Genomic DNA, 15,309 nt, shown 5'->3' on the forward strand with positions numbered 1-15,309 from the left:
AGAACCAACCGCGAAAACGAAAAGGCCCGCCTGAAATCATCGAACTGATTTCAAGCGGGCCTTTTTTCGTTTCATTGCCAAACGATCACGAGGTCGACGGCTGGTTCACTCGCCCTTCACCGGACGACCGAAGAAGACCGCGCGATCGATGTGGAAGATGCCCGTTCCTTCCAAGCCAATTTTGATGTAGCTCGCGACCGTGCCCTCGGGAAGTTCGACCTTCCATTCGGCCTGCGGTGCGTCGCTCTTCCAAACACGCGTCCAATCCTTTCCGTCGTTGGACGTCCAAACGGCCAATCCCTTGGCTCGGTCGTGGAACTCCTCGTCACGACGGTTCGTGATTTTTCCACGTACCAATTCGGCCGGGTTCGCCAACCGAAGAATCACCGCGGGATCGGTAGCGGGCTGTTTCGAGTGAACTGCGAAACGATCTTTTCGCACGCCTTCTCCGCTGAACAAGTGCTCCGCTTCGCGGTTCCAAACGGCAGGCCAATCGCCAGGCACACTGATCATTGAATCACGAGTCACCTCGATCAGATCCCCATCTTTGCGAAGAGGGTAATCGGTGTTCGGGTTGGTCGCGATCCACTCACCACCCAAGAAGGCCAACAGATCCAAAAACTCACTCGGAGCAACCGTTTCGGTCAGGCCCTCGGGCATGCTGCTGGCCTTCATCGGTTTGCGAATCTCGATCTCTTCCTTGTCGATCACTTTGGTTTTGCCGTCGGCGATTCCCAACGAGATCGTCTCGTCGTCTTCCTTCAGGATGAAGCCGCCGATGGCTTCGCCGTCATAGGTCAAAATCATGACGGTCTCGTACCCCTTGGCGATTTCCTCGTTGGGCCACACGATCGAACGGATGATATGTTCCTTTGTCATTCGTTCGCCAATCTTGGTGAGTTCCGGCCCGAACTCTTTGCCAAGCTTGCCGTGCAGGTGACAGGCGGAACAAACACGCTGGAACACTTTGGCGCCGGTCTCGGCATTTCCGCGAGACGCTGCGACAACCTTTTGCAATGCGACCAATTGGTCCTCTTGCTTGGCATCGACATCGGCCAGAATCTTCAATGGCCGATAGACTTCCGCGCCTGGACCGGTCGCGATTTTGTACTCCTTCAAGTATTCCGCTGCCTTGGGTGGCAACGAGCCAATCAGTTCTTGGATCTCGGCTGAGTCGCCATCCCAGTGCGTCGACAGTGCCGACATGGTGTGTTCCAAGACGTACTGAATCCATTTGTCGGCAGGTCGATCGATACCGGCCAAAGCCACACGAACACCAACGGGATGATCCATCAGGCTGGCAGCTCGAAGCGATTCAAGTCGCACGCGAGCGTGGTCGTCTCGGCCGGCTTCCAGAAGGAACTGCACGAACGGAAGATCGACCGACAATTCGATTTGATCCGGTGAGTTGGCTTGTTCGTTGCCGGACAGAAAACGCCATTCGTTGCCAACGACGTGGGTCGCGGCGGCACGTTGTTGGAAGTTGCCTTCCGCCAGGACTTTTCTCGCGAGATCCAACTCGACGTTGTGGAACGCTTCCTGTACCCAAAGGATTTCAAGAGCCGCTTCGGCAGTCGGATTGTCCTGCAACCATTGCTTCGATGCGGCAACCACTTCGTCGGCGGGACGGCTGAGCAGAGCTCGACGAGCACGGTAACGGGTTCGCGTCTCGAACGCCAACAATTGATCCATCACCTCGATGGTCGGCAAATCCGACTGGGTCACAACGTCGAGCAAAGGACGTTCTTTGTGACGCATCCGGTAAATCCGGCCGTGTTCGTGATCGCGGTTTGGATCTCGTTGCGAGTACTGCATGTGACCGATCAGGGCGTTGCACCAATCACCAAACCACAACGCTCCATCCGGTCCGATCTTTGGATCAACGGGACGGAAGAACATATCCGTGCTGACCAACAAGTCATCGGTTCGCTCGCCGGTCAAACCCGCTTCATCATCTTGGTCGCGAATTTCGAACGCCGGCATCCCGTGCATGTTGATCACACAGGCGTAGATCAAACGATTGCGGAACTCTTCTGGGAACTGACGTGAGTGCAGGATTTCGTTGCCTGCCGCCGGGCGAATTCCGTGGTTGTTAAAAATTGGCTCCAACGTTTTTCGCGAACGCACCTCGCCGCCCGACAACGCGTTCGTCCAGTGGTGCTGGGCGTTCGTGCCGTCGCCAACAATCCCGTTGCCATATTGATCAAAGACGAGGCACCAAGGGTTGTACTGACCAGGCGTACGGAAGTGCGTCAAACGCAGGCTTTCCAAGTCCCAAACGTAGCTGCCCGATGCACCCGCTTCGCGGACGGGTCCCCAAGGTGTTTCGACCGTCGTCGACATCGCGATGCCTTCCTGCATGTGCAGGCGACCGCCATTGGAATACTCCCATGCGCCCATCGCATGGTGAGTGTCGTCGGTTCCGATTCCGTCCAGCATGTGCGTGACTTCATCGGCCACGTCGTCGCCGTCGGTGTCACGCAAAAACAGGATGTGTGGCTCGTCGATGACCAACACGCCGTCTTTGTAAAATTCAAATCCGGTCGGGCAAATCAGCTTGTCATAGAACGGTTTGCACTCGTCCGCTTTGCCATCGCCGTCGGTGTCTTCGAAGATCAGCAAACGGTCACTTGGGCGACTGCTGCCCGGCAACCACTGCGGGTAGTTGACCATGCACGACACCCACAACCGACCACGTTGGTCGAAAGCGATCTGAGTTGGGTTGGCCAGTTCAGGAAAGTCTTTCTCGCTCGCGAAACATTCGACCTCGAACCCTTCGGGGATTTCCATCTGAGAGATCGACTGTTCCGGCGTCGGGTACTCCAGCGTCTTGGGCTCACGCATCTCACGAAAGCCATCGTCGCGAGAACCGAACATGGTTTCGGGAATGAAGACTTCACCGGTCTTCGAATCGTCCACTTCGTCCGGTACATCACGACCTGCGGACATGTCCCACAAGTGTTGATCGCGAACCTCGACCATTTTGCGGATCTTTTGGAACTCACCGGGGAACGTTTCCGTGTCCCAGGTGCGTCGTCCGCCGTAGACATACCAACCGTTCAACATTCGATAGTCTTGTTGGTGCAACCAAGCTTTGTCGTTGACGACTTGCCGCATCGATTCGAAACGTTCTGCTCCCACAGCAGGTCCCGCACCGTCGAACAGTGCCGCATCGATCATCAGCGACACAGCTTCATCGCCGGCTTCGTTCAAGTGCATGCCATTGGTGGTGAACTGACAACCGGATTCTTGTTGAAACAGCTCGGCGGTCGGAGTGAACACATCAACAACATCCAGCTCACGTTGCTTGCCGACTCGTTTGACCGCGTCTGCGTAGGCGGCCAAGTAACGGTTGTGGAGCGAACCATCCGGTTGCAATGGATTTCCGCTGGGCTCGAATGCGATCGGCGTGACCAAAGCGAACTGGACCGGTCGTCCGTCTCCGGCAAACTGTTCTGCCAAACCATCCAGGTAAGCGTGGTAGTCCGCCTCAAATTTCGCGATTTGTTCCGCGTCGTCTCCGACGAACGATTCGTTCATGCCGAAGAAACACAGGAACGCTTGCGGTGCAAAGACTTTGAACGGGTCGTCGATGACGGTGTAATTGCCTGGCCGCTGTTGCTTGGCGACTTCATCGGTCGGCCAGCCAAAGTTGCGAATGACCAGCGGATTGTCGCTGGTTCGCAAATGCAGCATCGTTTCCAAGTGCCCGAAAAGGCTCATTCGCTGCGCCGTTCCGTTGCCCACAAACGCCAAACGTGTTTTGGCAGGTAGCTTGGACGGGTCCATCGCCGAAGCGTTCCGACCAGTCAGCGTCAGAGAAAACGCGACGGAAATTAAAAATAGAACGACCAAAGACGGCATGCTTCGAGCCTGGGAAGATTCCGGCCGCTGGGTCGGGACCAACCTGGCCGTGCGAGTGGATCGAGACCGCAGAAACGCGAGGGAATTCATAAAACGCATGGAAAAAGCGAGAGAGACGGGGGGATTCGAGGCGGGCGATGCCGGTTTGCGGAACGAGAATCGCAACGGCAACGTATTGGACAGGATCTTACCCGATTCTCTTGCCAAGTTGGCAGTGGATTCCCCCCTTCGTTTGAGCCCGAATTGATGTTCTTTCGACTCCTCGCCCTCCTGATCATCGTGCCCTTCATCGAGCTGGTTTTGCTGCTGCGTTTGGCGGATGCAACCAGCTGGCTGACCACGTTGATGATTGTCGTCATCACCGGAGTGATCGGATCGTTCCTGGCTCGCCGCGAAGGTTTGGCGACTTGGTTTCGTTTCCAATCCGCGATGTCGCAAGGCAAGATGCCCAGCCGCGAAATTCAGGATGGGTTGATGATCGCGTTTGCATCCGCGTTGTTGCTGACGCCGGGTTTGCTGACCGATGCACTCGGCTTCACGCTGTTGACTCCTCCCGGGCGAAGGCTGATTGGCGGATGGTTGCGGAATCGTTTCGCGGGAAGTTTCCAGATGCGCACCTTTGGCGGTGGCGGAAGCTCCTCCAGCGGCCAATCGGTCGAAGACGGTTTTGGACAGCGTGGTTCGAATGCATCGGCGCAGCGTGCCGGCGGTGCGGGCGATACGATTGACTCGCCTCACTTCGAACCCAAACAATCGCCTTCCCCGTGAACTCATCCAACGACCGCGACGCACGACCGACGGACCTTCTCTTTTCATCGGTGCCGCTTCAGCCGACTCCGGTCTCGGTCGAACCCGCACTCGTTCCGCTGACTCAGCCGAAATCATTTGACCTCAGCGAGATTCAGGTGATTCTGTTGGACGTCTATGGAACGCTGGTGATCAGCGGCAGCGGCGACGTTGGAACGGCGGACGATGCCAAACACGACGCGGCCAATCGATGGATTCGCGAAGCAGCCACGGAAGCCGGAGTCGAAGACCTCGATGGCATCCCAACATCCGATCAATTGCGAAACCAGATCGTGGCCACGAATGAGGCGGCTCGTTCCGAGACGAATCCGAAGCCCGAAGTGGACATCCTGGAGATTTGGCGACGGGTGCTGCAGTCGAACGGCCGGGCTGATTTGGCGACAAATTCAAAAATTTTGGTGGCTTGGATTTGTGGCGTGGAAGGCCGCTCCAATCCGGTTTGGCCGATGCCCGGAGCTCACGAAGCATTGATGGCGATGCAAGAAAAAGGTCGCCGACTGGGGATTGTTAGCAACGCTCAGTTCTACACTCCGCTGATCGTTCGAGCATTGATGACGAGCCATCCGCAGGACGCAAAGCGTGACACGTCAAGCGATTCGGCAGAAAGAATGATTGCGGGCGATCTGTCATCCGTGTTCGACCTCAACGCGTGTCATTTTTCCTATCGCTATCGAGCGGCCAAGCCGGGCCCATTGCTGTTTGATCGTGCGATGCGACACCTCAGTTCACTCGGGATTTCGCCGGATCAAGTGCTGTACGTTGGCAATGACATGCTCAACGATGTTTGGGCGGCGAAGCAGTTTGGGCTGCGAACGGCTTTGTTTGCTGGCGACGGCCGTAGCTTGCGATTACGCACCGAGGATGCCCGTTGTCAAAATTGTTTCCCTGACATGGTGCTGACACGCTGGGAACAGATAGTAGAGTGTCTGTGACAGAACGTTTTCTCGACGTTCTACCGCCAGACGACACACGCATGAGTGACATCAACGATGGGCGTCCAAATCGGCTTTGTGGGAACACGTTTCGCCGGCACCGATGGGGTGTCGCTCGAGAGCGCGAAATGGGCCCAGGTTCTGTGGGACAACGGCCACGTCAGCCACTGGTACTCGGGACAGAGCGACCGTGACAAAGCGACGTCGATGGTCGTGCCTCACGCTTACTTCGGCCATCCTGACATCGAATGGATCAACCGCCGCGCGTTTGGGACTCGGACACGCACGCCCGACGTCACCCAGCGAATCTACACGCTGGCTGACTACCTGAAGAAAACGCTTTACGAATTCACGCGTCGATTCGATCTGGATCTGCTGATCGTCCAAAACGCATTGTGCATCCCGATGAACTTGCCGCTCGGTGTTGCGCTGACCAACTTCATCGCGGAAACGGGCTTTCCCACGATCGCTCACCACCACGATTTCTATTGGGAGCGTGATCGGTTCAGCGTCTCGGCCGTGACCGACATGTTGTGGATGGCGTTCCCACCCGCGTTGCCACAAATCCAAAACGTGACGATCAACTCGTTCGCTCAAGAAGACTTGTCGCACCGTCGCGGTGTCTCGTCGATCTTGGTGCCCAACGTGTTGGACTTTGAAAACGAACCACCGCAAGCCGACGAGTACTCGTCCCACTTCCGCAAAGACATCGGATTGGACGATGACGACATCCTGTTCTTACAACCGACTCGCGTTGTACCTCGCAAAGGCATCGAGCATGCCATCGCGTTGGTCGCGGCACTCAAGAACGACAAGTGCAAACTGGTGATCTCCCACGCCAGCGGTGACGAAGGCAACGAATACCTGCAGGTGCTGATGGATTTGGCCGAAAGCAGCGGCGTTGATCTGCGTTTGTGTGATCACCAGGTCGGCGACAAACGAGCCATCGATGCCGATGGCAATCGCATCTACACGTTGGGCGATGCGTACGCGCAAGCCGACTTCATCACGTACCCGAGTATCTACGAAGGGTTCGGGAACGCTTTGTTGGAAGCGTTCTATTATCGCAAACCGTTGTTGGTAAATCGTTATTCGATTTACGTCGCCGACATCGAGCCCAAAGGGGCGAAAGTCATCTCCATGGATGGCTACTTGACCAAGGACGTCGTGTCGAAGGTGGAGCGGATCATCCGCGACAAAGCGTTCCGAGATGAGATGGTTGATTTCAATTACGAGATCGGCCGTGCTTTCTTTTCCTACGGGGTGCTGCGGCGCAAACTGCGAGCCCTCGTTACCAACTTCACCGGGCAGGACAACTTGTGAGCTCAACCATCGACGACGTCACTCGGTCACGGATCACCGATGTGTACGGGCACGTTCCTGACGTGCTCGCCGAAGGCTTGCAACGGTGTTTTGACCAATCCAACGATCCCTCCTCTCCCGACGAATTGTGGGATCATCGCGATGTCGTGATGATCACCTACGCTGATCAAATTCGCGAATCGGGCAAGTCGCCGCTCGATGCTCAGCGGCAATTCCTGTTGGATCACAATCTCGACGAACTGATCCGCTGCGTTCACTTGTTGCCGTTCTGTCCCTCGACCAGCGACGATGGATTTTCAGTCGCGGATTACTTGGCGGTCGATCCAGAATCGGGCGACTGGGACGACATCAAACGTTTGGGAGAACGCTTTGACCTGATGTACGACCTCGTGCTCAATCACTCGTCGCAGAAACATCGTTGGTTCCAATGCTTCTTGAACGACGAACCGGAATACAAGGACTTCTACTCCACCGCCGATCCATCGGAAGACCTTTCCGAAGTCGTCCGGCCTCGCAGCTTGCCGCTGCTGACCGAATTTGATTCCGCATCGGGCAAGCGTCATGTGTGGACCACTTTCAGCGCCGATCAAGTTGACCTGAATTACGCCAACCCACATGTGATGTTGGCGATGCTGGAAACGTTGGTCGAGTACGCTCGCCGAGGTGCTCGCATCATCCGGCTCGATGCGATCGCGTTTTTATGGAAAGAGCTCGGCACGTCGTGCTTGCACCTGCCGCAAACTCACGCCGCGGTCCGTCTGATGCGTCACGTGCTTGATGTTGCCGCACCGGGAACGATTGTGCTGACGGAAACCAATGTGCCTCATGCGGAGAACATCTCCTACTTCGGCGACGGCACCGATGAAGCCCACATGGTTTACCAGTTCAGCTTGCCGCCGCTGCTGCTCGACGCGATTCACAGCGGCGACACGGGCGTGCTTCAAAACTGGATGCGATCGCTTGATTTGCCAACCGACCAAGTGACCTATTTCAACTTCACCGCATCGCACGACGGCATCGGTGTCCGGCCGGCCGAAGGCATCCTGCCGCAAGAACGCGTGGACGCGCTCGTTGAAATCGCGAAGTCACACGGCGGCCGGATCGGAATGCGAACCAAACCCGATGGTTCACAAAGCCCGTATGAGCTGAACATCACCTACCTGGAAGCCGTCGCTGATCGAACAACGGTGCCCGCGACCGAACACGCGAAACGATTCTTGGCCACACAAGCGATCATGCTGTCCATGGCTGGCGTCCCCGCGGTTTACTTCCACTCGTTGGTGGGGTCACCCAATGACATTGCTGGCGTTGAAGCATCGGGCATCCCTCGTCGCATCAATCGCCACAAATACGAGCGAGCCGAACTGGAAGCGGCACTTGCCGACACCGGTTCGTTGCAACAACTCGTTGCCAACGGCTACCGGCATCTGTTGAGCGTGCGAAAGCAACAAACTCAGTTTCACCCCAATGCATCGCAAACCGTCTTGGAATTGCCAACGGATGGAATGCTCGGATTCGTGCGACAAAACGAGGGGCAGCCTCCGTTGTGCGTCCTGGCCAATCTCTCAGGCGAAAAACGCCAGATCGATCCAGCGGACTTGCCGAGCGATTTTGCGTTTGACGTGTTGTCGGACGAGTCGCTTGATCAGAACGCCCCCATCGCGATGGCTCCGTATCAGGTACGCTGGTTGAAGTCATCTTCCACCGCCTGAACAACTGGCCATGCTAGAGCTGATCTCGTCCTACTCGACTGTTGCCATCGTGGTCGCCGCGTTGGCACACGTGTTATTTTTCTTTGTGCTGGCCATGTGGGCACGAAGCGACCGCAAGAAGATCGTGCAAACACTGCAGCGGTTCACGGATTCGCTTCCCAACCGCAGCCGAATGGACCATGACGCTCACGCATCCGACCAAGTCGAGGCGTGTTTGGCTGACATCCATGACGTCTTGGTCGAACCCTCCGGTTCACCCAATCGCATGGCACTGAGTCAGCGCATGCGAATCCTGGACGAACGTCGCGATTACTTGCATTCGCTTCGTTTCGAAACGGCCTGGAATGTCGCGCGGACAATGATCGAAGCCTACCCGCTGGCCGGTGTGCTTGGCACGATCTTGGCCATCGGTGCCGCGCTCGCTTCCGATGATCAAGCCAGCGTGGGTGTGATCGTGACACGCTTTGGCGACGCGATCTGGTCAACCTTCGCAGGACTTGCGTCGGCGATCACATTGATGCTGATCAACAGCTTCGTTGAACCAGGATTTGCAAAGCTTTCCGAAAACCGTTTGCACGTTCGCGAAACGGCGTCGAAAGCCAAACGAGAACTTGGCCCCGCGGATCGCGTGGCCCCCAACGCGATGCCGACCTCACCCGCAACGGAAGCGACAACGTGAGTGAACCGGTGTCCCTCGCCAGCGAAACCACATCCAACGCTGCCACCGTCGGCCGTCGACGAACTCGGTTTCAACTGACACCGTTGATGGATCTGCTGCTGATCATCGTGTTCGCTCAGTTCCTGGAGATGCGCGAAACATCTCAGGAACAAACCCAAGAGATCGAACAGGAACGCCAGGCTTTGCTGGACGAACAAACGATGTGGCGAGCCGAACGTGATCAAGCGATCGCGGATCGCAACATGTCACTGGCGACGCAGCAATCAGATATGCAAGACATCACCCGCGCTGTTGAGATGCTGCAGGGCTGGTTGAACCTGGACGCGGACTCCAGTGAACAATCCCGCCCGCGCTCCACCTCTGATTCAGGAGACGTCATCGCTCGAGCGATCGAACGTTCGCGCCAACTGGCTTCCGCCGATCCCAACACGCTCATTCGTTTCTTGGTTGGACACGATGAACTGCTCAAGCGCGCCGAAGTGTGGACTGTTCACGCTCGCGAAACTGGGGACGTGGTCTTCGACGCTTCTGGACACACCGAAACGTTTCGACTGGAAAGTCGACGCCAAGCCCAACGCACGCAGGAAATCGCCGACCGATTGTTCGCCGCGTACAAACAATCGCCCCAGCCCAAGGGGCTCGTCGTCGTGCTCGTTTCCTACGCTCCGCGAAGCGTCGCCGGCGTGTATCAACCGCTGATCGATGCCATGCCCGCTACACTGGAACGATTGCGAGCCGACACGCCGACCAGCCGTTTTGAGTACACCGTCCTCGGTGCGGCACAGGCACCTGAACAAACAAGCAACGTGGACGAAGTGAAACCGTCCACCGAAACCGAAAACCTCACCCCACTTCAGGGAAACCCAGACGATGCGTAAACGAATCCCGTTGGCCGTTGGTGGTGGAATTGCTTTGTTGATCGCCAGTCAATTCCTGGACTTTGGACTGGGCTTTCAAAGCGGAGAAGCCCCCTCGGTTTCAACTGAACCGGATGGCTCGTCCGCGATTCTTGACGCAATTGTCGCTTCGGAAGAAGACACATCGGACGACTCAGAAACGGAACCTGATTCGGAACCACAACTGCCGGTCGTCGCACCGGAGATCGTCGACATCCTGATCTCCGAAGAGAGTTTCCTGGTCGTCACGGACGCCAACCAACCAGAACAACGAAAAGCCTTGGCACTCGAAGAATTGGTTTCGGCAGTCGAGTCCGCACCCGGCGACTCCAGCGGCATCAAAGTTCGAATCAGCCGCACGCCATCCGCAATCGCGATGGCCGAAGAGTTCTTGCTCGAGCAGCTTCAAAAGTCTGGATTGGACGAAGACGAAATCGATCGCCGTCGACAACTGGTGGAATTGCCACTCGACGAAGCGACCCCAGAAACCACCGGCCCAGGCACTTGATTTCATTGACCAAAACATCCCCGCCCGCTGAAACGCTTTGATGCGTTTTGGCAATCGTTTCAGTACCGCCGCATTCCACGATGTACGACGAGATCTTCAACATGACTGTTATCCAACGTGACGCCCGCCTTCGCAAAACGTTGGCGGCGTTTTCCGTCGGTGTCTTCGCTGGCCTTTGCATCTATTCCCCGTTCCATCCTGCCGCGCAGGCGGATGAACCCACCGTTTCGAGTTCACGCATGAAGTTAGAGTATCCCGTCAGCCGTCGCGACGAGATCGTTGACAACTACCACGGTCGCGAAGTGAGCGACCCGTATCGCTGGTTGGAAGACGTCGAGAGCGATGAAACAGCGGCTTGGGTCGAAGCGGAGAACAAGGTCACGCAGAGTTACTTGCAATCTTTGCCGCAACGCGAAACGATGCGAGCCCGGTTGGAAGCGTTGTGGGATTACTCCCGAACTGGTTTGCCCGCTAAACGAGGCGACACGTACTTCTACACCTTCAACGATGGGCTGCAGAACCAAAGCGTCCTTTATCGCACGCCTACCGATGTGCCACCTTCGCAGTGGGAAGCCAACCGCGAAGTGTTGCTGGACCCGAACAAGCTGAGCGAAGACGGAACGATGTCGCTCGCGTCGTGGGTGCCCAGCGAAGACGGCAAGTACCTCGCCTATGCGATCGCCGATGGCGGCAGTGATTGGCGGACTTGGCGAGTGCGTGACGTCGCGACCGGCAAAGACACCGACGATCTGATCCAGTGGTCCAAGTTCAGCGGCATCTCCTGGACTCCCGATGGCGACGGGTTCTACTATTCACGATACGCCGAACCCGCCGAAGGCGAAGAACTGACCGGGACCAACGACAACCAAATGATGTACTTGCATCAGTTGGGCACGCCTCAATCCGAAGACAAACTGGTCATGAAGCGTCCCGACCATCCCAAATGGGGCTTTGGCGGGTCGGTCACCGAAGACGGCCGGTACCTCGTGATTTCAAACTGGAAGGGCACCGAGCCGAAGACCCAGGTGTTCATCCAAGACCTGACAATCGACGACGCGCCCGTTCGCGGATTGATCATGGGCTTTGATGCCGACTACAGCTTCGTCGGCTCGGAAGGATCGACGCTGTACTTCCTGACCGACCACGAGGCTCCCCGTCGCCGTGTGATCAGCTTGGACGTGGCCGAGCACGCCAAACGCACCGACGACAACGTCGATGAACCTGCCGATCGAGCGGGCTGGGAAGAAGTCATCCCGCAGAGCGAACATGTCCTGGAACACGTTTCACTGCTCAGCGAAGTCTTCTTTGCGAACTACTTGGCCGACGCACTCAACCAAGTCGAACGCTTTTCACTCGATGGATCTCCGATGGGACCGCTGGAATTGCCCGGCAAAGGTTCCGTGGGCGGCTTGGGTGGCCGACAAGATTCCACGGAGACGTTCTTTTCGTTCACCAACTACGTCACGCCGCCGAGTATCCATCGCGTTGACGTGGCGACCGGTGAATCCGAATTGGCGATCATGCCCGAGGTTGCCTTCGACGTCAGCCAGTACACGACCGAACAAGTCTTCTGCACCAGCAAAGACGGCACCAAGGTGCCAATCCTGATCACACGCCACAAAGATGCACCGATGGACGGCAGCAACCGCACGTTGCTGTACGCCTACGGTGGTTTCAACATCTCACTGACGCCTTCGTATTCGCCTGGCATCGCCGGGTGGTTGGATGCAGGTGGTGTCTACGCCGTCGCCAACCTTCGCGGCGGTGGGGAGTACGGTCGTGAATGGCACGAAGCCGGCATGCAGCTGAAGAAACAAAACGTCTTTGACGACTTCATCGCAGCCTCGGAACACTTGATCGACATGGGCATCACCAGCCGCGAGCGACTGGGCGTCCGAGGCGGCAGCAATGGTGGTTTGTTGATCGGAGCCGTGATGACTCAGCGACCTGATTTGTTTGGTGCGTGTTTGCCGGCAGTCGGTGTGATGGACATGCTGCGATACCACAAGTTCACGATCGGTTGGGCTTGGGTCAGCGAGTTTGGTAGCAGCGACGATGAAACTCAAATTGACAACCTGTTGTCGTACAGCCCGCTGCACAATTTGAAACCTGGAACGTGTTACCCGGCCACGATGGTGACCACGGCGGACCGAGATGACCGCGTGGTGCCTGGACACAGCTTCAAGTTCGCCGCGGCGTTGCAGGCAGCTCAGTCGTGCGACAACCCGGTGTTGATCCGCATCGAAACACGGGCAGGTCACGGAGCTGGCACACCAACCAGCAAGAAGATCGACGAGTACGCCGACCTCTGGTCTTTCTTGCTCGAAAACTTGAAGTGATCTTGGTTGCCCAGCGGACTCATCCGAAGATGAACGCTGCTTGATCGAAATCACTTTGTGCAAACATCCAAACACACTCCCCACATACTCACCCGTCCACCAATCCGATGCTGCTGCAACAACCCGACGAATCTCCCTACGACGTGAACTTCCAGCTATTCGGATTCCCGATCCGAATCGCATGGACGTTTTGGCTGGGAGCAGCCGTATTCGGTTGGTATTTGGTCCAGGGATTTGACCGGATGGAAGGTAGTCCGGGGCGTTTGCCACTGTTGCTGCTTTGGGCTCTCTGCATGCTCGTTTCCATCCTCATTCACGAACTTGGTCACGCATTCGCGTTTCGCCAATTTGGAATCGAATCCTCGTTGGTTCTGTACCACTTTGGCGGTCTCGCGGTGCCTCGAAGCACAAACAATTACGGTGGTTTTGCCTCGTCTTTTGCACCTCCACGGCTCAGCCCCGGGGCGGAACTTTGGATCGCATTTGCGGGTCCGCTGGCACAATTGGTATCAGCCGCTGTGCTGGTCGCTGTGGTCAAAGCGATGGGGTACCGGGTCATGGCGTTCGCTTTGATGCCCTATCCAATCAACGCATTGCCCGGCGTCCTGGAAGGCAACGACTTCGACAACGTCGGCATGTTCGCTTTGGTCACGTTTTACATCTGGCCCAGCGTGCTTTGGGCGGTGTTGAATCTGATCCCGGTGTTCCCTCTCGATGGAGGCCGAATCATGCGGTCGTTGGTGATGATGGGCGGCGGCCAAACCGACACGTGGCTGTGGATCAGCATGATCGTTGGCGGTGCTTGCACCATGTACGGTTTCACTTCCGGACAGATGTTCCTGGGCATCCTTTTCTTGTCGTTGACGGTGGGCAACTACCAAATGATGCAAGGATCGATGCGTTACTAGCACGCACGCTGCTACGTCACGCTTCACCGCATGCACCTGACGAACGTTGGTGACCTGCCATCAATGATCGCGTGAGTCGCGATCAACGCAACGAGCGATGTGCACGAACGTCTCATCGAACACGCTGCTTGATGCTCGTTACAACGCGCAAACATGCGCGTGCTCGATGTACAAACACGTTGTTTGATGCGCAACGTTTGCCTTCAACACGACGTTCAACGACTGTTTTGCGCACTGAACAACGTGTTTTTTTCAAACTTTTTTTGCATCGTTCAAACGCTTGTTCGCTGCACACTTCAACGTCTCGATTGAAGGTCGCTGAAGCGACTTGTTGATGTTGCGATAACAACACGTTGCGCGTGTGTTGTTACAAAAACATTGAAAAAGCCAAGCGTTACTGCACTTGTTTGCAAGCAACGCAACAACGTTGACTTGTTCGTTGATGGCAACGACGCATGCGCAGCATCAACGATGAAGTGAAACAACATGCAAAAAATGCGTTTGCCGTAGCAAAATTTGTTGGCGACGCAAGCGGTTTTTTTACGAAAACATGTTGCGGAATCCAGCGAAGCGCGTACAGTTACGCGCACGTACTAACGATCGTTTTTGTTTGCAAGGTCGATGAGGATCATCGAAGCGGATGGAATCGATCACCATTGATTGTTGTTGAGCCGTGGCCGGTGACTTGCAATCAACTTTGACAACGAAGACGTCAGCGCAAACGCGTTTGCTGAATCGATGTCACAGCTCGCAAGTCACAATGACTCGACAACAGTTCCTTTCTCGCGGAGGAAGAACGTGGCCAAGAAAAAAGCAACCAAGAAGACCGTCAAGCGCGCTGCTAAAAAGAGCGTGAAGGCTGTCAAGAAGACCGCTCGTAAAGCAGTCAAGAAGAAGGCAGTCAAAAAGAAAGCCGTGAAGAAGGGCGTCAAGAAAACCGCTCGCAAGGCGACCAAGAAGAAGGCTGTGAAGAAGAAAGCCGTCAAAAAGGCAGCCAAGAAGAAGGTTGCCAAAAAGAAGGCAGTCAAGAAGAAAGCTGCCAAGAAGAAGCGACGCTAAGCCAGACTGATTCGGTGAGCCAACTTGGTTCTCCAATCACTCGCAATTCAAATTTGACAAGCCACGTTGAGCTCCAAGTTGGAGAACGTGGCTTTTTTTATGCCCTGGTGGAATGCTCCCCAAAACCTGATCCAGGGGTTATGAAAGTCTAGAGCCAATTCCGGCCGAGGATTTTCCATGAGCAAGAAACGACGACGACATTCACCTGAACAGATCATCAAGAAGCTACGTGATGCGGATGCCATGCTGGCGGCCGACAAGAGCGTTGGCGAAGTCCTGCAA

The 15,309-nt window shown here is 56.1% G+C and carries 11 protein-coding genes; 10 read left to right on the forward strand and 1 reads right to left on the reverse strand.

The genetic code is table 11. The features are described 5' to 3' along the window. Nucleotides 1-105: 105 nt before the first annotated feature. Nucleotides 106-3,789 (reverse strand): PVC-type heme-binding CxxCH protein, encoded by a 3,684-nt coding sequence (locus CEE69_RS28325; protein WP_099263915.1) that lies wholly within the window; start codon nt 3,787-3,789, stop codon nt 106-108. A 321-nt stretch (nt 3,790-4,110) separates the two neighbouring features. Between CEE69_RS28325 and CEE69_RS28335 the strand changes: the two genes are divergently transcribed. The 10 genes from CEE69_RS28335 (at nt 4,111) to CEE69_RS28390 (ending at nt 15,027) form a co-directional block, all read left to right on the forward strand. Further along, nucleotides 4,111-4,632, forward strand: a complete 522-nt coding sequence (locus tag CEE69_RS28335) for an FxsA family protein (RefSeq protein WP_099263899.1) — start codon at nt 4,111-4,113, stop codon at nt 4,630-4,632. Then, the gene (locus tag CEE69_RS28340) at nt 4,629-5,603 is read left to right on the forward strand and encodes an HAD family hydrolase (protein ID WP_099263900.1); all 975 of its coding nucleotides are present in this window, start codon (nt 4,629-4,631) and stop codon (nt 5,601-5,603) included. Before CEE69_RS28335 ends, CEE69_RS28340 begins: the two co-directional genes overlap by 4 nt. A gap of 57 nt (nt 5,604-5,660) precedes the next feature. After that, the gene (locus CEE69_RS28345) at nt 5,661-6,926 is read left to right on the forward strand and encodes a glycosyltransferase family 4 protein (RefSeq protein WP_099263901.1); all 1,266 of its coding nucleotides are present in this window, start codon (nt 5,661-5,663) and stop codon (nt 6,924-6,926) included. After that, the gene (locus CEE69_RS28350) at nt 6,923-8,638 is read left to right on the forward strand and encodes an alpha-amylase family glycosyl hydrolase (RefSeq protein ID WP_099263902.1); all 1,716 of its coding nucleotides are present in this window, start codon (nt 6,923-6,925) and stop codon (nt 8,636-8,638) included. The genes CEE69_RS28345 and CEE69_RS28350 overlap by 4 nt, the downstream gene beginning before the upstream one ends. 10 nt (nt 8,639-8,648) lie before the next feature. Next, nucleotides 8,649-9,317, forward strand: coding sequence for a MotA/TolQ/ExbB proton channel family protein (locus CEE69_RS28355; RefSeq protein ID WP_099263903.1), 669 nt, complete (start codon nt 8,649-8,651; stop codon nt 9,315-9,317). Next, complete coding sequence (locus CEE69_RS28360; RefSeq protein ID WP_099263904.1) at nt 9,314-10,195, forward strand: hypothetical protein; 882 nt, start codon at nt 9,314-9,316, stop codon at nt 10,193-10,195. Before CEE69_RS28355 ends, CEE69_RS28360 begins: the two co-directional genes overlap by 4 nt. Next, on the forward strand, nt 10,188-10,721 hold the full coding sequence (locus CEE69_RS28365) for a hypothetical protein (protein WP_099263905.1): 534 nt from the start codon (nt 10,188-10,190) through the stop codon (nt 10,719-10,721). Before CEE69_RS28360 ends, CEE69_RS28365 begins: the two co-directional genes overlap by 8 nt. Before the next feature lie 80 nt (nt 10,722-10,801). Continuing rightward, nucleotides 10,802-13,060 (forward strand): prolyl oligopeptidase family serine peptidase, encoded by a 2,259-nt coding sequence (locus CEE69_RS28370; RefSeq protein ID WP_099263906.1) that lies wholly within the window; start codon nt 10,802-10,804, stop codon nt 13,058-13,060. A 107-nt stretch (nt 13,061-13,167) separates the two neighbouring features. Beyond that, a complete protein-coding gene (locus CEE69_RS28375) occupies nt 13,168-13,968 on the forward strand; it encodes a site-2 protease family protein (RefSeq protein WP_099263907.1) in 801 nt (266 codons plus the stop codon). 798 nt (nt 13,969-14,766) lie between these two features. Continuing rightward, on the forward strand, nt 14,767-15,027 hold the full coding sequence (locus tag CEE69_RS28390) for a hypothetical protein (protein WP_099263916.1): 261 nt from the start codon (nt 14,767-14,769) through the stop codon (nt 15,025-15,027). Nucleotides 15,028-15,309 lie beyond the last annotated feature (282 nt).

The organism is Rhodopirellula bahusiensis (assembly GCF_002727185.1).
Classification (GTDB): Bacteria; Planctomycetota; Planctomycetia; order Pirellulales; family Pirellulaceae; genus Rhodopirellula; species Rhodopirellula bahusiensis.